At 57.1% G+C, this 24,128-nt stretch carries 27 protein-coding genes and 1 tRNA gene; 2 read left to right on the top strand and 26 right to left on the bottom strand.

Annotated elements, in window-relative coordinates; translation table 11 throughout:
• Nucleotides 1-175 precede the first annotated feature (175 nt).
• The 15 genes from ACQZ5M_RS20125 to ACQZ5M_RS20055 all read right to left on the bottom strand — a co-directional run bounded on the left by ACQZ5M_RS20125 (nucleotide 176) and on the right by ACQZ5M_RS20055 (nucleotide 12,436).
• Complete coding sequence (locus tag ACQZ5M_RS20125; RefSeq protein ID WP_449080688.1) at nucleotides 176-712, bottom strand: hypothetical protein; 537 nt, start codon at nucleotides 710-712, stop codon at nucleotides 176-178.
• Between the two features lie 500 nt (nucleotides 713-1,212).
• Nucleotides 1,213-1,566 (bottom strand): phage tail protein, encoded by a 354-nt coding sequence (locus tag ACQZ5M_RS20120; RefSeq protein ID WP_449080687.1) that lies wholly within the window; start codon nucleotides 1,564-1,566, stop codon nucleotides 1,213-1,215.
• Complete coding sequence (locus ACQZ5M_RS20115; RefSeq protein ID WP_449080686.1) at nucleotides 1,566-4,235, bottom strand: hypothetical protein; 2,670 nt, start codon at nucleotides 4,233-4,235, stop codon at nucleotides 1,566-1,568. The genes ACQZ5M_RS20120 and ACQZ5M_RS20115 overlap by 1 nt, the downstream gene beginning before the upstream one ends.
• Before the next feature lie 11 nt (nucleotides 4,236-4,246).
• Complete coding sequence (locus ACQZ5M_RS20110; RefSeq protein ID WP_449080685.1) at nucleotides 4,247-5,878, bottom strand: terminase large subunit; 1,632 nt, start codon at nucleotides 5,876-5,878, stop codon at nucleotides 4,247-4,249.
• Nucleotides 5,878-6,267, bottom strand: a complete 390-nt coding sequence (locus ACQZ5M_RS20105; RefSeq protein ID WP_449080684.1) for a phage terminase small subunit P27 family — start codon at nucleotides 6,265-6,267, stop codon at nucleotides 5,878-5,880. The genes ACQZ5M_RS20110 and ACQZ5M_RS20105 overlap by 1 nt, the downstream gene beginning before the upstream one ends.
• Nucleotides 6,264-6,581, bottom strand: coding sequence for a phage head closure protein (locus tag ACQZ5M_RS20100; protein ID WP_449080683.1), 318 nt, complete (start codon nucleotides 6,579-6,581; stop codon nucleotides 6,264-6,266). Before ACQZ5M_RS20100 ends, ACQZ5M_RS20105 begins: the two co-directional genes overlap by 4 nt.
• Complete coding sequence (locus ACQZ5M_RS20095; protein ID WP_449080682.1) at nucleotides 6,581-6,997, bottom strand: DUF3168 domain-containing protein; 417 nt, start codon at nucleotides 6,995-6,997, stop codon at nucleotides 6,581-6,583. The genes ACQZ5M_RS20100 and ACQZ5M_RS20095 overlap by 1 nt, the downstream gene beginning before the upstream one ends.
• On the bottom strand, nucleotides 6,990-7,418 hold the full coding sequence (locus ACQZ5M_RS20090; RefSeq protein ID WP_449080681.1) for an HK97-gp10 family putative phage morphogenesis protein: 429 nt from the start codon (nucleotides 7,416-7,418) through the stop codon (nucleotides 6,990-6,992). The genes ACQZ5M_RS20095 and ACQZ5M_RS20090 overlap by 8 nt, the downstream gene beginning before the upstream one ends.
• Nucleotides 7,408-7,710 (bottom strand): head-tail connector protein, encoded by a 303-nt coding sequence (locus ACQZ5M_RS20085; protein WP_449080680.1) that lies wholly within the window; start codon nucleotides 7,708-7,710, stop codon nucleotides 7,408-7,410. The genes ACQZ5M_RS20090 and ACQZ5M_RS20085 overlap by 11 nt, the downstream gene beginning before the upstream one ends.
• Nucleotides 7,707-8,411, bottom strand: coding sequence for a hypothetical protein (locus tag ACQZ5M_RS20080; RefSeq protein ID WP_449080679.1), 705 nt, complete (start codon nucleotides 8,409-8,411; stop codon nucleotides 7,707-7,709). The genes ACQZ5M_RS20085 and ACQZ5M_RS20080 overlap by 4 nt, the downstream gene beginning before the upstream one ends.
• Nucleotides 8,408-8,761 (bottom strand): HNH endonuclease, encoded by a 354-nt coding sequence (locus ACQZ5M_RS20075; protein WP_449080678.1) that lies wholly within the window; start codon nucleotides 8,759-8,761, stop codon nucleotides 8,408-8,410. The genes ACQZ5M_RS20080 and ACQZ5M_RS20075 overlap by 4 nt, the downstream gene beginning before the upstream one ends.
• The gene (locus tag ACQZ5M_RS20070) at nucleotides 8,758-9,393 is read right to left on the bottom strand and encodes a hypothetical protein (RefSeq protein ID WP_449080677.1); all 636 of its coding nucleotides are present in this window, start codon (nucleotides 9,391-9,393) and stop codon (nucleotides 8,758-8,760) included. The genes ACQZ5M_RS20075 and ACQZ5M_RS20070 overlap by 4 nt, the downstream gene beginning before the upstream one ends.
• Nucleotides 9,394-9,396: 3 nt before the next feature.
• Nucleotides 9,397-10,941, bottom strand: a complete 1,545-nt coding sequence (locus ACQZ5M_RS20065) for a phage major capsid protein (RefSeq protein ID WP_449080676.1) — start codon at nucleotides 10,939-10,941, stop codon at nucleotides 9,397-9,399.
• The gene (locus tag ACQZ5M_RS20060) at nucleotides 10,938-11,276 is read right to left on the bottom strand and encodes a gene transfer agent family protein (RefSeq protein WP_443265177.1); all 339 of its coding nucleotides are present in this window, start codon (nucleotides 11,274-11,276) and stop codon (nucleotides 10,938-10,940) included. Before ACQZ5M_RS20060 ends, ACQZ5M_RS20065 begins: the two co-directional genes overlap by 4 nt.
• Complete coding sequence (locus tag ACQZ5M_RS20055; protein ID WP_443265178.1) at nucleotides 11,276-12,436, bottom strand: phage portal protein; 1,161 nt, start codon at nucleotides 12,434-12,436, stop codon at nucleotides 11,276-11,278. Before ACQZ5M_RS20055 ends, ACQZ5M_RS20060 begins: the two co-directional genes overlap by 1 nt.
• Nucleotides 12,437-12,672: 236 nt before the next feature.
• Here ACQZ5M_RS20055 and ACQZ5M_RS20050 point away from each other — a divergent pair, with 236 nt between their 5' ends.
• Nucleotides 12,673-13,527 carry a hypothetical protein gene (locus ACQZ5M_RS20050; protein ID WP_449080675.1) on the top strand — a complete coding sequence of 285 codons (855 nt, stop codon included), beginning with the start codon at nucleotides 12,673-12,675 and terminating at the stop codon, nucleotides 13,525-13,527.
• Here the strand turns inward: ACQZ5M_RS20050 and ACQZ5M_RS20045 are convergent.
• From ACQZ5M_RS20045 to ACQZ5M_RS20035, 3 genes are all read right to left on the bottom strand, one after another.
• On the bottom strand, nucleotides 13,511-15,322 hold the full coding sequence (locus ACQZ5M_RS20045; RefSeq protein WP_449080674.1) for a DUF6538 domain-containing protein: 1,812 nt from the start codon (nucleotides 15,320-15,322) through the stop codon (nucleotides 13,511-13,513). The genes ACQZ5M_RS20050 and ACQZ5M_RS20045 overlap by 17 nt on opposite strands.
• A 261-nt stretch (nucleotides 15,323-15,583) precedes the next feature.
• Nucleotides 15,584-17,290, bottom strand: a complete 1,707-nt coding sequence (mqo, locus tag ACQZ5M_RS20040; protein ID WP_449080673.1) for a malate dehydrogenase (quinone) — start codon at nucleotides 17,288-17,290, stop codon at nucleotides 15,584-15,586.
• 386 nt (nucleotides 17,291-17,676) lie between these two features.
• On the bottom strand, nucleotides 17,677-18,081 hold the full coding sequence (locus tag ACQZ5M_RS20035; RefSeq protein WP_296037152.1) for a hypothetical protein: 405 nt from the start codon (nucleotides 18,079-18,081) through the stop codon (nucleotides 17,677-17,679).
• A gap of 240 nt (nucleotides 18,082-18,321) precedes the next feature.
• Between ACQZ5M_RS20035 and ACQZ5M_RS20030 the strand changes: the two genes are divergently transcribed.
• A tRNA-Pro gene (locus ACQZ5M_RS20030) sits at nucleotides 18,322-18,398 on the top strand.
• Nucleotides 18,399-18,523: 125 nt separating this feature from the next.
• Here the strand turns inward: ACQZ5M_RS20030 and ACQZ5M_RS20025 are convergent.
• The 8 genes from ACQZ5M_RS20025 to ACQZ5M_RS19990 form a co-directional block, all read right to left on the bottom strand.
• The gene (locus ACQZ5M_RS20025; RefSeq protein WP_296077444.1) at nucleotides 18,524-18,883 is read right to left on the bottom strand and encodes a hypothetical protein; all 360 of its coding nucleotides are present in this window, start codon (nucleotides 18,881-18,883) and stop codon (nucleotides 18,524-18,526) included.
• Nucleotides 18,884-18,888: 5 nt separating this feature from the next.
• A complete protein-coding gene (locus ACQZ5M_RS20020) occupies nucleotides 18,889-19,044 on the bottom strand; it encodes a hypothetical protein (RefSeq protein ID WP_296077442.1) in 156 nt (51 codons plus the stop codon).
• Nucleotides 19,041-19,307: a hypothetical protein gene (locus tag ACQZ5M_RS20015; RefSeq protein ID WP_449080672.1), complete on the bottom strand. Its 267-nt coding sequence runs from the start codon at nucleotides 19,305-19,307 to the stop codon at nucleotides 19,041-19,043. Before ACQZ5M_RS20015 ends, ACQZ5M_RS20020 begins: the two co-directional genes overlap by 4 nt.
• 50 nt (nucleotides 19,308-19,357) lie before the next feature.
• Nucleotides 19,358-19,546: a hypothetical protein gene (locus ACQZ5M_RS20010; protein ID WP_449080671.1), complete on the bottom strand. Its 189-nt coding sequence runs from the start codon at nucleotides 19,544-19,546 to the stop codon at nucleotides 19,358-19,360.
• A 7-nt stretch (nucleotides 19,547-19,553) separates the two neighbouring features.
• Nucleotides 19,554-20,549, bottom strand: coding sequence for a dihydrodipicolinate synthase family protein (locus ACQZ5M_RS20005; protein ID WP_449080669.1), 996 nt, complete (start codon nucleotides 20,547-20,549; stop codon nucleotides 19,554-19,556).
• A complete protein-coding gene (locus ACQZ5M_RS20000; protein WP_449080668.1) occupies nucleotides 20,546-20,944 on the bottom strand; it encodes a hypothetical protein in 399 nt (132 codons plus the stop codon). Before ACQZ5M_RS20000 ends, ACQZ5M_RS20005 begins: the two co-directional genes overlap by 4 nt.
• A 481-nt stretch (nucleotides 20,945-21,425) precedes the next feature.
• Nucleotides 21,426-22,127: a hypothetical protein gene (locus ACQZ5M_RS19995; RefSeq protein ID WP_449080667.1), complete on the bottom strand. Its 702-nt coding sequence runs from the start codon at nucleotides 22,125-22,127 to the stop codon at nucleotides 21,426-21,428.
• Between the two features lie 37 nt (nucleotides 22,128-22,164).
• Entirely contained in the window at nucleotides 22,165-23,634 is a 1,470-nt protein-coding gene (locus ACQZ5M_RS19990; RefSeq protein ID WP_449080666.1) for a glycosyltransferase family 2 protein, read from the bottom strand.
• Nucleotides 23,635-24,128 lie beyond the last annotated feature (494 nt).

Here is a 24,128-nt window from a genome sequence, read left to right as displayed (position 1 = left end):
GGGGTGTATTCCATGACAGGGCGAAGTGTCAGCAAGCACCCTGTAGGCCGAACGCAACGAACGGGGGTCGTTGCGTTCGACGTTCTCGTTTCTCCAAACCAACGGGCGAGAGTTCCCGGTGACTATTCAGTTATAGCAAGATGGCCTCGCGAATGCGTCGAAAGGCCGAATTTTCTTAGGCCGCTATCTTTTCGGCAAGACGCCGCGTTTCACGGGCCTTTTTAGCCGTCACCGATGCAGTGATTTTCCTACGCTTTTGAAGTTCAAAGACCGTGATGCCGAGGCTATCCGCCTCCGCTGCTTGTTTTTCATCGAAAACCTTCTTCCGTGCTGCGGCCTTCTGCCGAGCGTAGTAATCGAACGAATAAAACGTCGCTAAGCATAGCTGCCGATGATGCTCTTTGCGTGCTGCGCGCTCAAGACGAGACTCGCCCGGATCGGGAAGGATACAACTATCCAAGGGAAGGCGCTGTTTGTTCTCGCGCTCCCAAAAGGCAATCGGTTCGATCATATCCCGGAACTTGAGTCCGCGAAGTTCACCGATAAATTCGAGAACCGCCGGAGAGGTTGACGAGTGCAGTGCCATCTTCTTCGCCATGTCACGTTTTTCTTTCTCTTTGGTCCGCTGTTTCTTTTTGCGCGCATCGGCTTTCGCGGCCTTACGGGCCAGCTTTTGTTCAGGCGTCCAGCCCTCTAAATTCATCCTTTTCATGCCGTGGTATCTCCGTTACTTGCCGCACAAGGGGATTTATAGCGAGTTGCCGGAGCAACTGCTTCGAAAGTGCGAAAATCTTTAAGGGTGACAGATCGAGCGTTCTAGGTAAGCGTGACCGCGAGTGGCGTTCTACCTTCCGGGAGCGTGACCTTAAGAGGCGTTCGGGGTGCCTATCCTTAAGCGTGACGAAATTCCCCGTTCGTAAATATATAATAGTTATATTCTCTTTTAATAATAAGGATTAGTGGAACGGTGGAGTTCGTCACGCTACGAGATAATGGTTCCGGCTAGTAAACACACGTCCGGTCTGGAAGCTTCCCTCCCACCGATACGAGATGGTTCCGGCCAGTCGCTTCGCTCCCGGCGCGGAACAGACCTCCGGTCGGACGGGAAAGTTTCTGCGTTTCCCGCATAGTGAGTCCCTGAGAGGAGTTCCGGGGCGGGATGAGCAAACGAGCCGTGCGGGCGCGCAAAACGCGCCAGCGAGGCGCTACGAGTCAAACAGCGCTGGTAAAACTCTCTACAAGGCTTGCCGTCACAGTCCAGATGCCGCCTTCCGTCCGGTAGTCCCATTCTTTACACGTCCATTTGCGCGCGTGTGCCTCGCCGAACGGCTGAAAATAGAAGGGCTGGTTTCCGGCCATGCGATTGAAGAAGCCGGTGATATCCTGCATCTGTTCCAGCGTCAGAACGTTCCAAGCAAGCGAGACATTGCGCTTGATGTGGTTGATACCCTTCGGCGTGGCCTGGCTATACCCGTCGCCGAAGTCGGCTTCCCAAAGGCTGACGGTCGGCTTGTGTGCCGTTCCCGGCGAGGGACCGACGGGCGGCTCGAAGGTCGGAATAGGCATCAGCGGCTCCTCTGGTTTAGAAAGTTACCGGGCCGCGTCTGAACCCTGATCTGATCGGCGATGAGCCCCTTCAACTGCTGTTCGATCTGCTTGCCAACCTTCCCGGCGAGGTCGGCGTTCTGCTCCGGCGTCCCGCCGCTGGCATTCACGGTGACGTTCGTATTGATGTTGACGGGCGAAGTAAGCGCGCTCTTACTTCCAGTATTCAGGTCAGGCTTGCGGATAGCGGGCGCGCTTCCCACAAAACCACCGTCCGCAAAGCCGCCAAGCGCGCCGCGGTGCATCGCTTCAAGATTGCCGACGCCGATGCGGCTGGTCGCCTTCTTCGACAAGACGTATTCGCCCTTATGGACTACGCCTGCGGGTTCATACTTTCCGCCGTTGCCGGTATAGCCACCGTCCGCGAAACCAAAGATCGAACCTAGCAAGCCCGTGCCAGCGCCACCAAACAAACCGGCAAGCGGTCCCTTGCCGAGAAGGGCGGCTTGCAACGTCGCATCGATAAGGCTGTTTACGAGGTTCTGAAGCGCGCCGTTCAAGGTCTGCGTGCCAGTGAGCAAACCGGATAGTGACGACGTGAAGCTTTCGGCGAAATACTGCTGTGCGTTCTTCAGGCCGTCTGCCGATGCGGCAACCTGCTTGTTGGTGCCGTCAAGCTGCTGGGTGAGCGTGATCTTCTCGCGAATCGCGGCAAGTTCCTGCGCGTCCAGAGTGATGCCCGCCCGCTTCGCTTCCTGCTGAGCCTGATAGACCGCAAGCTCGACACGCTGCTGCGCTGCCAACATGCCGGAAATCGACTGTTCGAACCGTGCGAGGTCAAGACCTTCCTGCACCGACTGGTTCAGGCTCTTGCGGGCCGCGTCCTGCTGCTTGATGAGGTCCGTCTTTGCCTTCTCGCTATCGGTCGGGGCAAGGGGCTGGGCTGCGGTCGGCGTGCCATTGTAGGCGTTGCGAATGGTGCCGTCATCGACACGCTTCAATCCGGTCCATTCCTGCCGGAGCGCTGACGGATCGCTGCCACGACGGCGAAGAAGCGCGCGCGCAAGTTCGTCCTGGGTGTCCTGATCGAAAAAGCGATCACCGGACAGGCCAAGTTCCTTCATAAGACCTTCGAGGGTCGCGCCCGTGATCTGGTAGCGGCCAAGCGCGGACGAGCCTTTACCGTCGCCATAGAGGGCGCGGTTTGCCGGATTGGCAAGCATCTGGCGCTGCAAGTCGCGGACCTGATTGAGCGTCATGCCGGTGAGGTTCTGAGCGCCGCCCGTCCAACGACCGTTATCGAGGGTGGCGTTATAATCCCCGCCACTTTCCACGCTGGCGATGAGGTCGAGAATATTGTCGTGCCTGCCGAAGCGGGCGATGCTCTTGGCACGGTTCGCGAGGTCCGTGGCGTTCATCACTTCGCCCATCGTGCGGGCATTTTGAACAGCCTTGTTATAAGCCGCATCGATGCCGTCCGTCGTGGCAAGGCTTTCGAGTTCGGCCTTCAGGTCCGGCACAAGCTTCTTGAGTTCGATAAGTGCGGCCTTGAAGTTCGCGGTCGCTGTCACATTCCCATTGAACGAGCTGGACAAGCTATTGCTTGCTACAGAAAGAGCCTTGAGCGCCTGCTTGAATTCCTCGCTGCCGCCCGTGACTTCGTGAATCTGATCATCGATAGCGGACAGGGACGCGCGAAGCTGCCGAAGCTCTGCCTCTTTCACTACGTTGAACGGGTTTGCTTCAGTGTCGGCGATCTGCCGGAGAATGCGGGCGCGCTGTTCGTTGAGCCGTTCAAGCCGCTTTTCCGGGGTATTGTTTGCAGCGATCTTGCGGTCGCCTTCCGCACGGGCTGCGGAAATCAGGCCACCCGGATCGTTGATCACACCAATGATCTTCGAAGCGACGTTGACGCCCTCGACTGCGGCCTGCTTTGCGTAAACCGTGAAGTTGCGCCACATGGTCGAAAACTCGCGGTCGATCTTCTTCGCGGACTCAATCTGCTCGTCGGTAAAGGTCGCGGCCTCGCTGCGCATCTTCTGGATTTCGGCGACGGACATGCCGAGAACCTTCGCCATCTCCTCTGCGCCGGTTCCACCAAATACCTCGTCGAGGTCAAGCGTCTGCCCGGACTGCTGCAGCTTCTGAAGCCGCCCGATGATATCGTCCATAAAGCGGGAAGGCTCCTTCAAGAGCCGCGTCACGTCCGCGACCGAATAGCCAAGGTTCTTAAAAGCTGCTTCGGCACTACCCTTGCCGGTGCGGGAAAACTGCTCACCGCGAATGTTCAATTCCTTGAGGGCGTCCGTCACTCCGTCGATGCTCATGCCGGTGCCGGTCGCAACATAGGACCACTGTTGCCATACCTTTGAAGATACGCCTGCCTTGCGGGCCTCGCGATCCACTTCGGCGATGCTGTCGGCGATTTCCTTGAGGGCAAGCGCCGCGCCACCGACGCCAGCAACAACCGCGCCGCCCTTCATCAGCGGCGCGAACATTCCTTCGAGCTTCTCGCCGATGGACGCCGAAGCCCGGCCCATCGTGCGTTCCATGTTCTTCGCCGACTGCTGGGCGCGGCCTTCCATCTTCTTAAAGTTGTCGTTCGTCGCGTTGCGGGCGCGTGCCATATCCCGCTCATACTTCGTCATGCGGGCTTCGAGGCTCACGACAAGGCGCTGAGTGTCATCCATTTTTGCTGTTCCTATGCTGCTTCTTCCCACATGGCATCCATGCGGGCGGCGTATTCTTCAGGGTCAAGTTCGTGAAGGGTGGGGGCGTTGTCGTTCGCAACGGCACGGGCAACGGCCATTGCAGCGGCAACCGCGCCGTCTATGCGGTCGGTCTTCTTGCCCTTGTGCATCCGCACGAGGCCGGTGTCGTTGCGGCTGGCAACAACGCTATCGAAATGATGGCGAAGGATAGGATGCCCGTTGTGACGGATGCTGAAGCCGTTCACGGTGCGCTCAAGGTGGCCGATGGCCGGTCCCATCGTCAGCGGTCCCTGCCGCATCTCGATTGCGGGCAACCCGTCATCATGAAGGCGCTGCATCGTCATGCGGGCAAGGTGCGGATCGAAGGCAATTTCCCTCACGTCGAACCGGGCGCAAAGCTCGCGAATATGTGCTTCGACGGCTTCGGGCTGGATAACCGGCCCATCAACCGCGATGATGAACTTGTCATCGCGCCACCGCTCATAAGGCACGCCGTCGCGGATGCCGCGTTCTCGCAACTCGTCGCCGGGCACAAAGAACCACGGGTGAGTGAAGACGCGGCCATCGTTATGACGCCACGCGCCGACGACTGCGGTCAGGTCGCCGTTCACACTCATATCTACGCCGAGATAGGCGGGAAGTGACTCAAGGTCGGCGAGGTCAAAATTCGGATCGCGCCCGGCATCATATGCGGCCATGCTGAAGAGCGGTTCGCGTGAAGCAGCCTGCCAGATATTGAGGTTGTATTGAAGAAACGCATAGCGCTCCTGCGGGCGGTCGCGGGCGTCTGCGACAAGGTCGCGAAGCTCATCAATCGAAATGAAGCCATCGGCGAGGCCGGGGTTCGCCTTGTGCCACGTCGCCGGGTCTTCCCAATTGTCGCCGGGTTCTGCCATGAACAGGATAGGCAGATAGGACGGGTTTGCCTTCTCACCGCTGGCGACCTTGCAGGCGTTCAAATACTCATCATAGAGCAAGTTTTCCTGTCCAGCGCCCGCCGTCGTGCAGATGATCGTCAGGGGTCGCTTCTTCACGCGGGACGACTTCAGTGCTTCCCAAAGCTCGCGGCCCTTCCATACGTGCAACTCGTCGGCGAGGATGAAGGTTGGCGAAAGGCCGTGCGCCTTGCCGCCGTCCGACGACATGACTTCAAGCCGGGCCTGCTTCGGTGCGCAATCGATCAACCGCTTGCCGGTCTTCGAACCATAAATTTTCGTCGCGGCTCGAAGACGCTTGTCCTCGCGGATGATGCCGACTGCCTCATCAAACCCGATTTTCGCCTGATCGCTGTCCTTGGCCGCGAAAATTGCCTGTCCACCGGGTTCCGCTTCCGGGCCGATGGTGTGCAAAAGTGCAAGGGCAGCGGCGAGGCTGGTCTTACGGTTGCCGCGCGGAAGGAAGAGCAAGACGGTCTTCACGATCATGGTGCCGTCAGGATTGCGCGGCCCATAGATACGCCGGACAATCCTCTCCTGCCATGCCGTAAGCTGGAAAGCGTTCTTCGGTGCCTTGCTGGCCGGGTGCCTCAACATGCGCAGAAACCGGACTGCACGTTCCCCGTGGCCGAAAGGATCATCAATCGGGCTGCTGTCGAATACCCATGCCGGATAGGTGCTGTTCATTACTGCACCATGAGAGGGTTATCGGCGTCCTCATCGTCGGTCGCGGCGCTGCCGACACGGGCGCGGCTGGTCGGCGACAATCCATATTCTGCCGCAAGCTGCCGGGCCGTCTGCATCGCCCGGTTCTGCATCCCGAACAAGGTCTTGTCCAAGGTGCCGGACGTGCGGAACATAGCCTCAATCTCGCGAACACGGCCCACGGCGACACAATAGTTTTCGATGCCGGTGAGGTCCGCGCGGGTGATAATACGATCTTCGATCAAGCGCGGCATGATCCGCTTCCACTCCGCCCGCGCGTCATCCGTCATCCACTTAGGCGCGGTCGGTGCCTTCGTGAGCGGTGCGCGATCAGGTGCGAGGGCAGGCTTCACGCCGCGAAGGTGGGTCATTTCATGGCCTCGCCGCGAAGTTCAAGTGCATCGCGCCTGCCAAGTTCCTTGATTTCCTTGATGCCGTAGGCGGTGCCGTCATAGGTCACGCGGTCGGCGGACGTGATGCCAGGGCGATAACGGACACGGAAAATCACGGTCCCGGTCTCTGCCTCGCCGAAGCCGGTGAAAAACTCGCTCGCCGTCTGCTGGATAAGTTCGGCCCATACGGTAGCAACCGGCGTCCACGCCTTCATGACGCTGCCGGACGGCATAACGGTTTCCGTCTCGCGTTCGATTGTGATGCGGCGATCAAGGTTCCCGATATTGAGCATTAGACAATCCACCGAATGAGGGCTTCGATGGAAAGAACGCCGTGACCATATTCAGACTTAGGATCGCGCGGAAACCGGGAAGCCGTGACCTTGAAGTGATCACAATAGCCGCCTTCGATAGGCAGGTTCCGCTTGTCGAGGGCTGCGCTCACAACGCCCGCAATCTGCTTTGCCGCGTCCTGCCCGGCGTCGAGCGTCCAGATATGAAGGTCGAGATATACCCACGCCGTGCGCTGGCTGCTGTAGTCGTGGCCGTGCAAAGCGGTGTTGCCATCGCTCATGATGATACAAGGCGTCTGGTCGGGCCGGGTGCTGCCTGCACGGATATGGTCTGCCGGAACGAGGTCTGTCACGTCCTGCTTGCCAATGAGGCGGGCGCGGATAGCGGTCTGTAAGGCGAGGGTCGGTTCAATCATTCCATGCGTCTTTCACGGCCTTCTTTGCGGCACGATTGATGCGGTTTTGCAGGCGCTTGCGGAGAAGACGGAGGGCGGGCCAAAAAAAGGGCTGCGCTTCGGCGTCGAACGTGCCGTATTCGACAAGGTGCGCGTAGCGCACGTCACTGTTTCCAGCGGTCACGATGACTTCCGTTTCACCTGCAACGCGACTGCCGCCCGGCTGGCTGTAAGCTGGCGTGCTATGGCCGGGCATGGTCACAGCGATACTGTCGATGAGCGCGCCCGTGTCGCGTGACGTTTCCGCTAGCGCCTTTTGATGGCGCGCAAGCTCTTCGCCGGACCTCTTCAAAGCCGGAAGCACGGCCTCACGCGGCGCGCGGGCGATCCGGTCGAAGGCTGCGAGGGTGTCGGCGAGGCCGTTGTTGCTCTTATTCGCCATCGCCGAACCACTTTTCACGATAGCTATTGAGGATAGAGGTTACGCCCTGCGGTGCCATATCGACGGAAATGCCGTAGGTCGCGAGGCTGCGCACCTCGAAATAGAAGGCCACAAGCTTCAGAATGGCGAGTTTTACGTCTGCCGGAACGGGGGCAAGATCGGCAATAGGATGGCCGATGTAATTTCCGGCCCACGTTTCTGCGGCGTCCAGATAAAGGAAAATAAGCTCATCTTCGGCGGTTCCGTCCACCTTCATGTGTGCCTTGGCGAGGTCGAGGCTAACAGCCGTCATGCGTCAATTCCTGAAAAAGTTATATTCGGTGTCTCTTGCGCGGTGCTCCCCGCGCCGGTCCCCTTCGAAGGCGCGAAGTCGGAAGACACCCCCGGTCCCTTGCCGTTGTTCGGCCCGCACGGCGTTGAGAGTGCGCGCTCAAGGGTCCAACCGCGATCTAGTCGGCTCCATACGGTTCCGGGCCTGATACCAATTCGTGCCGCTGCTGCCTCAAGCTCGCTGCGGTTCATGCCTGTTACCGAAGGCTTCGGCGTCGTAATTCTCGGTGCCTTTACGCGAACCCGCTTCGGCCCGAATGCTCGATCGAGCGACCACCCGGCGCGGAGTCGAAGGCGAATGGTGGCAACCCGCAAGCCAGTATGATCTGCCCATTCGGGGATAGTCATCGTTTTGCCGTCATGCGTGTAAGTCCGGTTCGCTCGCAAGCGCTTGCTATTAGGCTTCGCGAGTGAGAGCTTACGCAGCTTACGCAGCTTACGCAGCTTACGGCGCGGCATACTCCGAATGAAAGCTTCCATGTCGGGACTTGCGAGTTTCTGCCCGCGAAAGCCGGTCTTCATCGGAGTAGTGATAGCGTCGGCGACAGACTGGCCGCGCTCAAGGCGAGCGATGATGATGCCGGGCGTGATGCCGTAGTCTAGCGCCCACTCGGTAATGGATTGTTCGATGCCCTCATGCTCAAGGACGGTTGCGGGCGTCATAGCGCGCGCTCCTGCCGCTGCTTGATTGAGTTGTGGCAAGGCGTGCAAAGCGGCTGCCAGTTGGCGCGGTGCCAAAACAAGCGCTTATCGCCACGGTGCGGAATGATGTGATCCACGACGGTCGCAAGGCGGGTGATGCTCTGCTTGCTGCATTCACGGCAATGCGGGTGCATGGCGAGATATTCGGTGCGTGCCTTGCGCCATTCATGGTTATAGCCGCGCTTGGCTGCGGCAGGGCGGCGTGCATCATGGCGCGCATTGCGCTCGCGAGTTAGTGCGCGCTGGCAATCGCAAAGATCGCCATGCGGCACGATGCGACCACAAGAACAGATGCGGGCGGGTTTGCTCATGCGCCGCCCGCAATCTTCGCCTTGAGGGCGCGAAGCCCTGCTCGGTCGAATTCGGGGTCGAGGCCAGCGGCGACATTGTGCGCAGCCTGTTTTGGGTCGGGTGCCCTGTCAGTCGGCTTGTCTTCTTCGCCGCTGCTATGGATGGCCTTCAGCTTGGCGATATGGGCGGAATAGGCGCGGTCAATTTCGGTCGGCGTAGCATTCCATGCTTGTTCGGGCGTCCAGCCAAGCCAGCCAGTCGCCTGTTCAAACTGGTGTGCATAGAATTCGGACCAAGCAATCGACTTGCCGGAAGGGGGTGCGAGGGCGCTCTTATCAACCCTTGCGGCGGGCGCGGGCATGAGCATGGAAACGAGTTCCGCGAGCGGCATACGCATGGCCGAAATGAATGAGGAAAGCGGCTTTCCGGGTATGCCAGCCAAGAAAGCCGCTGCATCCGATGCGGAGGACGAGGCCGCAAGGATGATTTCGGATATGACGGTAAAGCTGCCTTCTTCGAGCGCCCGGAACATGATCGGGAAGCCATAGCGAGCTTCAAGGGTAACAGCGGCCCGCAAGGTAGGGCGAAGCGTCACGGTGCTACCACCATGCGCAATCCTTACTTCTTCATAGGCGGGCCGCTTGTAGGTCATGGATTATGCCGAGACCTTGAGCTTCACAAAGCGGTCGGGATGCGTCAGGTCAGCACCAACACGCTTACGTGCGTGGAAACGAACCTGCCCCTTGCCTGCAAGGCTGTAGGGGTCGCGGAGCGTGGACAGGCCAACGCGGTCGATAATGCGATAGCCGGACAGGTCGCCGAACAGGATAGGGAACTTGCCAGCGCCGATGTCGTCCATGTCGGGCATTTCGACAATCGGACGGCCAAGCAGGGTCATGACACCGCCTGCGGTGATCGGATCAAGCACGAGGTAACGGCCCGTGCCGTCCTTCCACTGCCGGATGACAGACAGGGTATTGCGGTTCATGAGCCATGCGCCGCTCTGGGCGTGCGACGTGGCTATGGCATGATACATGCCGATAATCACGTCTGCCGGGTTCGTGGACGGGAAAGCGGCTGCGACGCCGGTCTTGACTTCCTTGATGCCGGTTGCAGTCATGATGCCCTTCGGCTGACCTACGCCGGTCCCCTTGACGAATGCCACACCTTCGGTCTTGCCGAAGCTTTCGGCGTAGTCGGAGAGAAGTTCGCCCTCAAGGCCGTATGCATTGTCTTCGAGAAGCTGGTTTGAAACATCGGTGAAGGTCGCCAGCTCGAACGGGGTCAGCGTGATCTGTTCAAAAGTCATGCCGCTTTCGCTGCGGTCTTCCGTTTCAGAAACCCACGTTGCTGCCGTCCCAGAGACACGGCGCGGATACTTGATTTCCGGTGCAGAGATATTGACTACGCGCGCATAGCTGCGGATCGGCGAGTATTCGTTCAAAAGCTTGATAAGCTCGCTGCCGAATTCTTCCGGTGCCAGGTATCCGCCGTTTGCGTCGGTCGAGACGGTGAGCGCCTTCACTTCATCCGGGCTAATACGTTCGATGCCACGGCGAAGATAAGAGACGAATGCCTTTTTCTCGCTGTTGTCATTGTCGCCCAACAGATGGTTGTTGTTTGCTGCGAGCGGGCGGTTTGCCTTCGCTTCGAGCTTGTCGATACGGGCCTTCAGGGCCTTCACTTCTTCCGGGGATGCTACCGGATCGAGCTTCACTTCGAGTTCTTCGTTTTCCATGCTGTTTCCTTCGAGAATGGATTTCACTTCAAGGGTGCGCGCGTCCGGGTGGACCGGGCGACGGCAAAGAGAGATTTCGGTGATGGTGAGATCGGTCAGGACACGCCCACCTTCCGGGCGGGCCTTGTGTTCGTGAAGCTGATAGCCGATAGACAGACCAGACATGCTACCGGCGACAAGGCGACGGCGGGCTTCACGGGCGGGACCGATACCTTCCACAAACAAACGGCCCTTCACTTCGAGGCCCTTGTCGGTGACGGTGTGAGAGTTCCAGATGCCGACAACCTGCCGCTGTTCGTGTTCAACGATCATCGGGACTTCGGGGGCAAACTTGAATGCGTTCGGTTCGATGAGGTCGCCGTAGCTGTCGGGCTTGCCGAACGGCCACGCGATGCCGGTCACGGTGCCGGTGTCGTCAATCGACACGTCGGCCTTAATTTCGAGGGTCGCCGTGTCGGTCATTCTGCCACCTGCACAAGTGCATCGTGAATGGCTGCTGCTTCGCTGCCGCTCCAGCGGGCGTCCAGAATGTCGAACGCGAGGGGGAACACTTCCATAATAGGGCGCGGCTTGGCGTAGGTATCGACAAGCGTCTGCGCATCTTCCGGGGGAGTGCCGCCACCAATGAGACCGGTGCGCACGATTTCGAGCATGTCGGAGAAGCGGAATTCCTGCCGCATGAACCGGGCATAGAGCGCGGCGATACCGATGCCGGACTTACGTTCAAGCTCAAGAATCATTTCGTTCGTGAGGGCGAAGGTCTTTTCGCCGTCACCGAAAAAGGCGGTGTGCTGCATTAGGCTTCCTTTGGCTGCGGGCGTTCTGCCGGGCCGGTCGAGGTGTAGGGGTTTGCGAGTTCATCACCGCCCGGCAGCGCGGGCAGATTCATGGCCGCGCGGACTTCGTTCGGCGTCATGGCCCGCATGGCGACAAGCTTGCCGAAGATTTCAGCCCGGCCCGCCGCGTCGGCGCGCTGAAGATCGTCAATTACGAATTCGAAATAGAGGGTGTCGCGTTCCTCGTCCGTGAGAAGAACGGTCGCATAAGCGTCCTGCCACTTGTCGAGCCACGGGCGAAGGCAAAGCTGAAGGAAGCTCGCGGCCATCTGTTCGGCATTGCTCCACGTCGCGCGCTCAAGCTGATAGAGCATGTGAGGCGGAACGCCGAAGATGCGGGCAATTTCGTTGATCTGCTCAAGACGGTTTTCGATAAACTGCGCATCGGTGCTGGCAAGGGCCATCTGCTGAAAGCGATAGCCAGCCGGGACGACGAGCGGGCGCTGGCTCTTGCCGCCGCTGAATGCCGCCCGGTAGTCATTCAAGATGTTGGCGATAGTCTTCGTGCCAGCGTTGTTATCGGGAACACTGTTCTCCGTCCAAAACATGCCGCTGGGGCGTGCGCCGTCGCTGAAAAGATTGGACGTGTGCTTTTCCAGAGTGAGGCCGATGCCGATGGCCTCGCGGCCAAGCTTGACCGGTGAGAGGCCAGCGAAGGCCGGGATAAAGAGAACGTCGCGATAAGAGAGGCGGACCTGTCCGCGATTCTGCGACACGAGATAAAAGGGTTCGCCATCGTCCTCACAACGGCGCTGCACTTTTGAAGGGTCGAGGCGGTGTAGCTCAAGAGGGCGCTCGTCGGACGCGCGAACTACCTGCGCATAGCCCGCGCCATGACGAAGCGCGTCTACGGTGAGGTCAATGCGAAGCTGCCCGGCACTGGTCCAGTCATTCGCCCGGCTGTGGGCGATCTTGTGCGCCGGATGATCCTTGGGCGCTTCCTTGCTGTCACCGGCTTCGCGATAGAGCTTGCAAGGCACTGATCCGATATTTTCCGAGATCAACCGGATAGCTTGAAGAACTGCCGGAACGTGCATCGCGGAGTTGCCAGTAACTACAACGCCGGATGAAGTAGGAGTTGCGCCGAAAATCTCGTTGATGCGCTCATCAACTAAGGACATAGCCTTTTGCTCGATAATTCCGCTTATCGGCTTGAGCGCTACCTTTTTTATACTTTCCAGCAATCGAATCCGTCCTCAATAAACTTGAGGACAGAGTCTCACAACAAGAACAGAAAGTGAATCCCTTAAATCAAATATTTTGAATAATGAGTGCGAATAAGTGATATTTTCTTAATATGCGTCTGGTCGCAAAGTAATCAGAGTGCGCCTATCAAATGAAGGGCTGCGCCGATTCCATGACAGATGACACACCAAAAAGCGCCGGGCGAAAGCTCATGATGTTCGGAGTGGCTACTTTTCTCTGGCTAGCCATAGCTATCTATCTTGGCTATTTCGCGCATAATCCCGAAAATAATTGCGTCGGAACATTCAAGTGCCTCACTGCTAACGAGTGGGGAGATTTCCTTGCTGGGGTGTTCGCGCCTATTGCGTTTCTCTGGCTCGTGGCGACCGTGTGGATTCAATCAGATGAATTACGTGAACAGCGCAAGGAGTTAGCACTCACAAGGAACGAGTTTGAGCTGAATCGCAAGGTCATGATCGAACAGGCTGAAGAAGCTAGAAAACAAGCGGAATACATTTCCACACAGACGCAATTTCTCGCTGAAGAAGCACACGCTCGAAAGAGGCAGGAAACGTTAACATCGTTTACGATCTTGGTGGGCAGATTTGTTGAATACACGCGGGAGTATGCAGAAGAATCCTTTTATCGGTCAGGAAGCTTCACGGGAAAGTTTTTGCGTGAGGGAATTGAGCGGGGTAGTGATGAGAAATACATTTATGAACAATGCGATTGGATTGAATCCTCTATCGATGCAACAGGTTCAAATTTAGAAGTTCTGAAGCCAGAAATATTCGAGAATTCCTTCACATTTATTTACAGTGCTGAAGAGCTTGTCGAAAAGCTCCCATATCACAGTAGAGTTTCTTGGAAGAGAAGCAAAATAAAATCATATCTTGATGTGTGCGGGAAGATCATAAATAATTCTTCTCAATTTGTTCATTTGAAGAGCCATGTGGTTGCGCGTGAGCGCCGACTTAATGCGATGTTAGACAATTCAGATTTAACTTTCGCTAATAAAGGTGACTGAGGTTCAACTCCTCGTAGCTAATAGAATTTACAAGTTCCACGCGCTTTTCGAGAACGCCGTGCTTAAGGACGCCATAACCACGGGTGACTGAATTGCCGCTGACGTGGCCGAATACGAAATTGAATTCGTCGTCCATATAGCCCGCCCTGCGAAGGGCGTCGAACGCACCATGCCTGAACGAATAAAGTGATATGCCCTTTCCAGCCTTCAAGCCGATGCGGGTGAGGTAGCGGCCAAACTCACGGCTGTAGTCGGCGATCATCTGTCCGCGTGAATTCCGTTCCGCTGTCGGGAAAAGGCGGGTGTGTCCTGCTTTCTGAATACTCGCGTGATGGTCGAGGAAGCCGAGCTTGACCAGTTCCGGGTGAACCGGGATCATTCGTTTAGAACCTGCGGTCTTCACGCTCTTGAAGTCTTCGATGTCCTCGTCGTCGCCTTCTGTCTCGGTAATGTCCATTATCCAATGTTCGCCCTGCTGCCGCACGTCGGATAGTAAAAGCTGTGCAATTTCTGCCGGGCGCGCGCCGGAATAGAGCATGATAAGAGGAACCCAATATCGATGGTCGCGGATTTTGACGTTGCCGGGCTTGCTCCAAAAGCGAGGGGCTTCGTCGCTCTGGCATCCTACGAACAGCGGCGAGTGGAATAGCGCTGTCATCTGTTCAGAGGTGAATGGAAAGACCTTCTTTCGCTTGTCCTTCGGCAAGCTCATGCCATCGACCGGATTGCTGTCGATGTAACCGTGAGCTTCGAGCCAATTGCAGAACGAGCCGAGGCCGGAAAGGTAGCGGTTGACGGTGCGGGGAGACAAGACCGGTTTGCCGACTGTCTCATTGTGCTTGATGGTCTGAACGATATCCATGCCCTTGAAGGCTGTAGTCTCGGTCGCTTTCACTGGGTATTTTACCAGAAGCGCCTTCCACTCGCGGACGGCCTTCTTATCGATGCTTGAGGCAGGGAACGTGACGCCGACATACTGGACGAACGTGCTGATATCACGCCGCGCCTGATTGAGAGTGTCGGTCTTGATGCTCTTGGGGTTTTCGCTGGCGTAACTCTCAAATAGCTCCATGATCGTTTCGCCGGGCGCTGCGATGACAGGGGCAGGGCGCTTCGCGGGTGTCACGATAGGATCGGCGGGGGTGCCGGTGAAGTCGCCCGCATCGCGCTCAAGGGTGCGCTTCAGTCCCTCTATCTCTGCTCGGACCATGAGAAAGCAGAGTTCACGGTGTTCGTCTGATCCTACTTCCACGATGAGCTTGTTACGGGCGATGAAGTCGGCGACCGCTGGTTCGATCAGCCGAATATCGGACGAGGCCAGGGCGGTCTTCAGCGCTTGAAGCTTGCGAGTGCGAAGGTTGGCGTCGTCGGTGCGGGCGCGAAGCATAAGCTCATAATCGGTGTATGCGTTGACCATTCCGGCGAAACTGGCGGAATTGATTTCACCCATGTCGATGCGACGATAGAGGTTCTGCAATTCGGCGTCCTGCTGTGCCGGGGTCGGCATAGCGCGCTGCTTGCGATCGTAGCCTTCGAGCGTGTTTTCGTAGTGCTGCCAGACGGCCACGGCCTTATCGTCGGCGGTTATCTCACGACGGGACCGAATGTCTTCAAAAACCTTTTCCCATTTCTGAAGCTCCGGATAGAGCCGCTGCTTCGCGACGGTCTCATCCTTAGTGCGGAGTGAGACCTTCTTGTCTTCGCTGCCGAAGTGTTCCTTCAGGTCTACCGGGAAGTAGATGCGGGCGTAGTAAGTGCCGCCTTCACGTCGGATGAGGTTGGAACGTCGTGCCATTTTGTCGCTTTCGGAACAGTAAACCGGAACACCTTACCGGAACAGTTCTAGCGGGAAAAGGTCATTAATTGCAATAGGTTGAATGAAAACAAGGCGCTATTAAAAGTTGGATTTTGTTCCTGGCGCCCCAGCCATCTTATAACTATCCATCCGAATAACCGTACTGCGCCAGGCGATTACCGTTTGCGTTTTTCGGCTTCCAAAGAAAAAGCCGCGCATCCGGAGATGCACGGCCATCGAGAAGTGATGTGCTCGCTGTGATTAAAGCGCCATGTCCGGCGTCTTCTTAATCTGCGCATCCGCCGGAGCAGATGAACTCAGCGCGCTCACATCGATGCGCGGTGGTGTCGGCAGTTGCAGGTGTTCGGCGGTGTAATCCCACTCCTGCTGAACTTTCTCCGGGTCACTATTGAGCTTGGTGCCATAGCTTGGAACGATCTCGCGCAGCTTCGCCTGCCATTCCGGCGTGGCAACCTTGTCCTTGAACACTTTTTCCAGCACGCCGAGCATGATCGGCGCGGCGGTGGAGGCCCCAGGCGAAGCGCCGAGCAGGCCTGCAATGCTGCCATCCTTGGCGGCAACCACTTCTGTGCCGAGCTTGAGAACGCCGCCCTTTTCCGGATCGCGCTTGATGATCTGAACACGCTGGCCCGCCTGCCACAGGCGCCACTCATCCGCCTTGGCCTTGGGGAAGTATTCGCGCAGGGCCGCGATGCGATCTTCGTCGGATAGCATCAACTGGCCTGCCAGATATTCGACCAGAGGATATTCCTCGACGCCGACCTGCATCATCGGCCAGATGTTGCTCATGGTGGTGGAGGTCAGAAGGTCGAAATAGGAGCCTTCCTTGAGGAACTTGGTGGAGAAGGTTGCAAACGGTCCGAAGAGAACGATGCGTTTTCCGCCGATGACCCGGGTATCGAGATGCGGAACGGACATGGGTGGAGAGCCGACCGACGCTTTGCCATAGGCCTTGGCCAGATGCAGCATGCTGACATCCGGGTTTTCGTTCACCAGGAACGAGCCGCCCACGGGGAAGCCGCCATAATCTTCCGCTTCCGGAATGCCAGACATTTGCAGAAGGTGAAGCGCGCCGCCACCTGCACCGATGAAGACGAACTTCGCATCGATCGTGTGTTCGGAACCGCTGGTAGAATTGGTGTAGCTGACGCGCCAGGATCCATCGGCATTGCGCTCGATCGCATCGACTTCGCTTGAGACCTGGAGATCGAAGTTCGACGTGCTTTTCAGGTGAGACACGAACTGGCGTGTAATCTCGCCGAACTCCATATCGGTCCCGAGCGGTGACCAGGTTGCCCCGATCTTTTGGGAAGGATCGCGCCCTTCCATCATCAACGGCACCCACTTTTTGATCTGCTCTGGATCGGTCGAATATTGCATGCCGGCAAAGAGCGGGCTTGCCTTCAGTGCCTCGTAGCGCTTCTCCAGATAGGCAACGTTCTCATCGCCCCAAACGAAGCTCATATGCGGCGTGTGGTTGATGAAGGAGCGCGGGTTCTTCAAAACGCCGTTACGCACCTGCCATGCCCAGAACTGACGGGAAATCTGAAAGGATTCGTTGATCTCGACCGCCTTGGAAATGTCGATGCCGCCATTGGCAGTTTCGGGCGTATAGTTCAATTCGGCAAGAGCGGAGTGGCCGGTACCGGCGTTGTTCCAGCCGTTGGAACTTTCCAGAGCAACGGCGTCCAGGCGCTCGAGCATCTGGATGGACCAGTTCGGCTCCAGTTCGCGCAGCCAGATGCCGAGCGTGGCACTCATGATGCCGCCGCCGATCAGCAGCACATCGACTTTTTTGTCGGCAGATTGAGCCAGCGCCGGAACCCCAGGCAGAGCAGCAGCAGCAAGACCAGCCAGGGCGCTGCCGAGGACTTGACGGCGGTTCATGGTGAGAGTGCCTTGAGAAATGTCGCTTGGCAGGGTGTTGCCCTTATTGTTTTTGATCATGTCGCTAACCGATTTTTTGAGAATTATCAGATTTTGTGCGCCGCAATAGATCATCGGGAAACGGGCGACAACACACGCGCCAACCTCGTTTCATGCGGGAACGCGCAATTCGGCGTAATTTCAAAGCAGCGTTGGAAGTGACGCACCGCCCGCGGCATCGAAAAATTCTATAAGTGTATTCAAAGTGATAATTAACGCGCAAATCAATTTCTGGCGTGAATCCGTGTCTCAGCTATGTCAAAATTCAAACGTTTTAGATCAAGGAATGTGTTTTTGCATGGCTGACATGCGGTGTTCAGAAAAGATGCTTATGCCATGACAACACCGTAAAAAAGCCTGCCCGATAGATCGGACAGGCCTTGTAGTAAGACTGCGAGTTGCAGACCTTATTCGCCAGCAAGGAACTCAGCGCAGTAGCTCGGGCCATTCACGCCAGGACGATCGGAAACGGTGCGGATCGAGCTGATCTTGTAAGCCGAATCGACGGTCAACTGAACGGTGCAGGACAGGGAAGCACTGCGGGCCGGAGAAATCTGACGGCCACGCTTGCCGTCTTTCTCGTCATACTTCGCAGGAATCTTTGCCTTTTTGTAGCCGCCACGCCATGTATAGGTAGTGGTGCTGCCGTTGCTGACGTCGCTCAAAGGCGGACCGAACTTGGCGAAGAAAATGCCAGCAGACTGACCGGCCCAACGGGTTTCGACCGGGCTCTTCGTGGCGATTGAAGGTGTGGTGGTGCAAGCAGACAGGGTAAGGGAGATACCCGCGAGCAGTGCGATGCGAAAACGCATGATAAACGTCCTTTTTTGCCGGGCCGGCGTCATAGCCGGGAATGCGTTCCCGTAACAGATTTCGCCAGAAGGGGCAGCGGCAACTGAGGCTTTGTTTAAAATTTCCTGCCACAATTGCTTTTTTGTAACGATTTCAGCGCGCGTATATCCTCGTTACGATGCAACTCGTCCTGTCACAAAAAATTCGTAACCGCCGCTTGTCGAGAACTGGATGCTGGTCTATAGAAACGCCGCTGGTCACGGAGTGTAGCGCAGTCTGGTAGCGCACGTCGTTCGGGACGACGGGGTCGGAGGTTCGAATCCTCTCACTCCGACCAGCTTGACAGTGTCCGATCTGAACACTCCCCAAATCAACGCAGACTCTTATCAGAATGCCTCTAAAACTTATCGTGTCTTGGACGCATTTATCGTCGTTGCACGTCAACATCCAGTCGTCTGGGGCCTAGCGCTTTTGCGGCTTGCCTAGCCATTGCATCTCCACCGGTGAAATGACGAAGATGCTGCCGTGATCGTCATCCGACCAGATGAGATAGTATCTCTGTTGGCCCGATGATGGCAGGACGCCGATATGAGGTTCTTTGAGGAAGTGTCCGTCGGAGCCCATGCTTCGGGCCATATCGATCGCATCCCAGTAGAGGCTTTCGAAATCGTGGATAGCTGTCAGGCGGTGAGCACGTTCTTGACGCTCTTCAGCGCGGCAGAAGTTTTCGGAGAGCATCTTGCGGTACGCGCTGCAGCTTGTCAGCAGCGTCCAGTCCACAAAACCGCTCTCAAGGCAATAACCAATCAAGTCTTGTTTCATGGGGATTACCGCATCGCTAGATAAATCGTCGGCGCTACGACGAGGCCGATGGCGAGCGAAGCGATCACCGCCATCGCGAAGATTTCCGGTAAGGCGTTGAGGGTCAATGCGAGAATGCTCTTGTGATCGGGCTGTATCTTCCCGCCGGAAATCATGATCACGGACGTGTTCCTCTCAGTGCTTTGGCAGGGGAGAAGACGTCGGCCAGTTCCAGTCGCGACACCTCCGCGACGGAGCTTTCGATTGGCACAACGTCGGCGCTTTCGACTTTAACGAAGTGCAAGGCGGCTTCGCGATTGGTAAAGAGACCGCCGATAAGGCCCATACGGTCAGCGACGATCCAGCGACCGTTGCGACTTTGGCCGACAAGGAAACGACACGGCAAGGGTCGAGCTCTCTGCACGAGTGTTGCGTTGCGCAGCATTTGCGACATCTTCTTTCTGATGCTCCAGGTGGGCTTGCTGTTTGGGGTGGTCATTGAACCGATTGCATGATGAGCGAGACCGCAAGCAGCAGTCCTCCTGTCACGGCGATGAGCCGAAGAAACATCGTGCCTTCGGATGCGCGTCTTGCGCGAGGGCGACTGTGTTTTTGCGAAGCTTCGCTTTCCTTCTTCTGCCGTTCTTCGCGAAGCCGGTAATACATTCCAAGCGGTAGGGTCATGTTGTCCTCACAGGATCGATGAGTGTAATTTCGAGATCAGGGCTTCGGCCGAGATGGCAGGCTGCAAGCCGGCTCTTGCAACGCGCGCTTCCTGAACCAGTGAGCTGGCATAGCGCCGACGCCGCAGGACGCGAAGACCGCGCAGCGCGCGTTCGATCGATCTGGCAGCCTCGGGATTGACCCGCGTCAATGGCAACCGCACCGCGTTATCGATCCCGCGAAGACAGGAAACGGCATATTTCAGCGAGGCTACATCGCCACCATTTTGCAAAGCATTGGCGAGTTCGATGATCCGTTTCATCTGGGCGCCGAAACCAGTGGCGTCGCCTTCCTGACGCAACTGATGCATACGCGCGGTCAGATCGGGTATCACATTCGCCATTGGCGAAATGCAGCAGGCGCGCTGTTGGTGCGTGAGGGGGGAACTCGTTTCTCCTCCGGTCATATGGAGGGGCCGTCCAAATATGGCTTGGTACGGAGACTGCGCCGTGCGCGCATCCGACGTATCCTCCAGAATGCCGACGATGTTCGGGATCTGCAGGAGCGTTTCGATCGTCTCATCCTTCAGCGCAACGCCTGCATGCTGCGGGTCGTTGTCAAGAATGATTGGGATACGGGTCGCGCGGGCGATCTGCTCGAAGTGGTGAATGATGCCTTTCTGCGTTGGCCGGTTGTAATAGGGCTGTACCACGAGTGCGAAATCTGCACCCAACTCATGCGCTTTTTCGGTCTGGCGTATTGTCGTTTCCGTCGAATAGGTGCCGGTCTGCACGATGATGACCGCGCGGCCTCTATTGAGACGCACTGCGCGGCTTATCAGAGCGCGCCGTTCGCTAGCCGATAGCGTCGGACCTTCGCCTGTCAGGCTATGCAGAAGAAGGCCCGCTATGCCTTGTTCCACCTGCCATTTGACGAGGTGGTCGAAGGCGAGATAATCGATTTCGCCTGCCCGAAATGGAGTGACGAGAGGCGTAATGACGCCGTTCAGAAGTGGTGTGCTCACGATATTGCGCCTTGTTTGGAAGGAATGCGGGGGCGGGTGGTCGCGCTGGATAGCTTCAACAGGGTGAGAAAGATTGCCCCCTCTAGCGTCTGATGCAGTGCCTTGACCGGCTTCGACAGCGGCCTTGCCGCCGCGGCGCAAACCCAGCCATCGCAGACCCGTTGAAACGAGCAAAGCTCTGCGGGCGGGGTCAGGTCCTGCGCCAGAAGAAGGAGGGCCTCAAAGATTGCGCCGGCTTCCAGTAGGGCGCTGAAGCGCTTGCTGGATGGGTGATGCCGGTTTGAGAGGGGACTTTCGCTCAGTTTGACATAAGACCAGACATGCTCCTCCCGAACTTTTCCGCCGAGAAGAATGCGATCATTCAGATCGAACAGTGAGAGTTCGCCGTGTGCCATGAAATTCACTACTGTTGAACAGACCTTGATTTAGGGCTGATCGATGTAGGATTTCGATTGCGAATTGGGCATTAGCCAATAAGGAAAAGATAAGGGCGGCAGCTCCCACGCAGCGTGGTCGTTTTTGATCGTAGCCTCAAATATCGCCGCACCAGCAAGGGGCTGCCGCGATTGTAGATCAGCGAAAATGCATAAAAACCGGACCATAAGTTTCGCAAAAACCGGCCGCGCTATGGCTGTCTCGATGATCCGTCTTCGGGCTTTGCGAATTTCCCCGGCAGTTTAGGCGTTAAAGCCGTGTTCCTGCCCAAATGCATAGGCAGCAGCTTATCCCTGCGATACAGGTGACGAGAGTTCACCTGAGCGAATTTCAATCCTGTTCCAGATTTCCATCGAACGCACTTGATGCGCGCTGCCATCTCAGGCTTCTTTTGGTCTGACGCACGGCAAGCTTCGAGACATGGGACGGCTGATCTTCGTTTCAGCGCTTGTCGCTGAGGCTCTGTGAAATGCCGAAGAGCCAAAGCATCTCGCTTGCATTCAATCGTGCGGTTGCGGGCCGAGGAAGGACCACGCTTCTGTTTTTCGCTCTTTCGGCAAAAAGGAAATCCGCATAGCGCTTCTCGAGGGCGCGCTCGTAGTCGTCGACAAAAACATGCGTGTCGTCGTGAGCAACAAGTGCAGTCCAGATGATTGGCAGTGCTCTGCCTGGATTGTCCGGTCGCCATCCCATGGGCGCGTCCACAAGGATAACATCCCAACGGCGAGACTTGATATTGTCCGGCACAACGGCTTGACGCACGGTGAGAGCCGGGTCCCTCAGGGAAGCGTCTACGGTCGTGGGATAATCCATGTGGTCGATGTTCAGATCAGGATGCTTGCTTCTGACCTTGTCGATCCAGTCGGGAATATTTTCGAGAAAAAGCGTGTAGCCGTCATGGTTCAGATTGGCCCATAAGGGACTGTCATTACCAAGGCCGAAGACCAGCATGTTGCAATTGGGCCCACGGGATCGGATCGCAGCAGAAACAGCCTCGATCTGGACGGGGGACATCTGGGCGTCGGGATTGTAGTGCTCGCGCAGAACGCCATTGAGCAAACTCTCCTGCGCAGACAGATCCAAGTCTTCGTCAACGTCGTTCTGACTATCGAAGCGCAGCGCTCCGGCAAGGTTCTTGGTCACAATAATCTCTCAATCAAAAAGAGTGTCCGGCGTTCGTTTACTGACCGGCAACGACAAGCAGGCCGGAGCCGCCAATGGCGTTCACGCAGAAGCTCAGTCCGCTGCCGACAGCTTTCCACTGCGCTGCTATAGCCGCCTCGGCAGCCGCGTCTCCCGCCATGAGGCAGAAAGCAAAGCCGCGCGGCGAAAGATAGGGAGCAAGTGCGGCAAGCGATACCGCGGCGCTTTCGGACGGAACAGACTTGGAGAAGTCCACCACGACCATATCGAATTTCGGCTCTGCTTCGAGAACGCGAGCGTCCGGGAACATGCCCTTCCTGTCGCCGAACTCGACGGCCTGCGGCTGAGAAACGGCAATCGAAACATAGCCACCGAAGCCGCAAAGCTTGAGGCGCAGGTCGAGTTCTTGAGCCTCTTCCTCAGACGAGCAAAGGCACGTCAGCTGACGCCCCGTGTCGCGGACGAAGCAGGCCAGCGTGAGAGCCGAACGGGTGCTGCCGACGTGGAGGATGTCGGCATTGTCGGTGCGTGTCGACAGAATGCCACGAAGCGACCAGACCTGTTCCGGCGTCAACCGCAGAGGCCCGCAATAGGCCATCGCATTGATGATCGCAGGCATTTCAGCCACGACGAGATTACCCGTTATATCGCTCCATGTCTGAGGAGAGGATTTCGCAGTCATGGAAGCTGGCTCACTTTTGTTGTGCAGGGATTTCGGCTTGGCGACGGTGGAAGGCGTTCTGGGCGACTCAGTCTCCGGCGCGGGACGCGTCAGCGGAAGCGGTGTCTTGTTGAACACCGCATGCGCTGATTTTTGCTGTATCGTCGAATTCAGACCCTGCGAGTTCGGATCGAGATTGTGGTGCGACAGCGGATTTGTCGCCGTGTAGAGATAGGCATTCGAGGCGAGGAACTGATACCTGCGGGTCTGGTCGAGAATCGGCAGAGCAATCGCGATATCGCAGGCTGCCTGCAGCCATTCCCCCTCGCTATCCCTGAAGTAGTCATCCGGCACATTGCCGAGGAGCTCGGCGCGGAAGCTGAAAAAGTGACTTGTCTTCCAGCCCTGTAAGCGCGGGGGGCGGTTTGGGTCCAGCGGACCATTGCCGCCGACACGGCCATCATCCAGAGCGAAATTCGTCCAGACGACGTCCTTGCCGGCGTCATACAGTGCCTTCATGCCTTCCAGAACGCGCGGCTCTATCAGTTGATCGTCCGCATCCACCACACCGACGAAGGTCGCATTACCAACGAGCGGGCGCAGATGCTCCGCAGCATTTCGTGCCTTTCCAAAGCGCGTTTCATTGACGACAAAGGTGTGCCGATCAGCAAAATGGCTCTCCAGAGATGCCCTGGCCGCCTCGCCGGTATTGTCATCCGAGGCATCGTCGATGAAGAGGATATGCACGTCCTTCAATGTCTGCTTCGCGACACTCTCGATCGCACGCGGCGCATAGAGCGCGCAATTACGCCCGGTCATGAAAATCAATGCTGCGGAAGATTGCATGAATGGCGAGCTTTCGGATGAATTTCTATTCCTCCCCACGTTAGCGGGCAAAGCTTTTACGAACCTTGTGATCGGCATTTCCGATGCTGTGATGGCTCGGTAATTCGCTGCGCAAGGAACCTTCTGCGTCTGAAAGAAGTTCATCTCGGTATATAAGGAGAGATTAAAATGCTGAGAGGACTACTCTTATGGGCGCTTGGCGTCCCGTTCTTCGTCGTCGTTCTACTGTGGATGTTTGTCTTTTAAGACATTCAGAACATAGACGCGCGCCCGTCCTGTTCGACGCTGGAAGCAAAATCTAAAAGCCAACGAAACGCATCTAAGACATATCAATGCGTTTCGAGGACGCAGACGAGTGAGAAATCGAAAAAAGGCGCCGGGACAGTCCGGCGCCTTCAGACCGCTGACAAACCCGTCGATTTTTCGGCGGGTTTTTCTGTTTTAGGATGATGCTGTTTGTTGATCTGCGTGTGCGACGGGGAATGGGAGACAAG

It is taken from the genome of Rhizobium sp. 22-785-1 (assembly GCF_053521965.1).
This window is presented reverse-complemented; position numbering and strand designations above follow the sequence as displayed.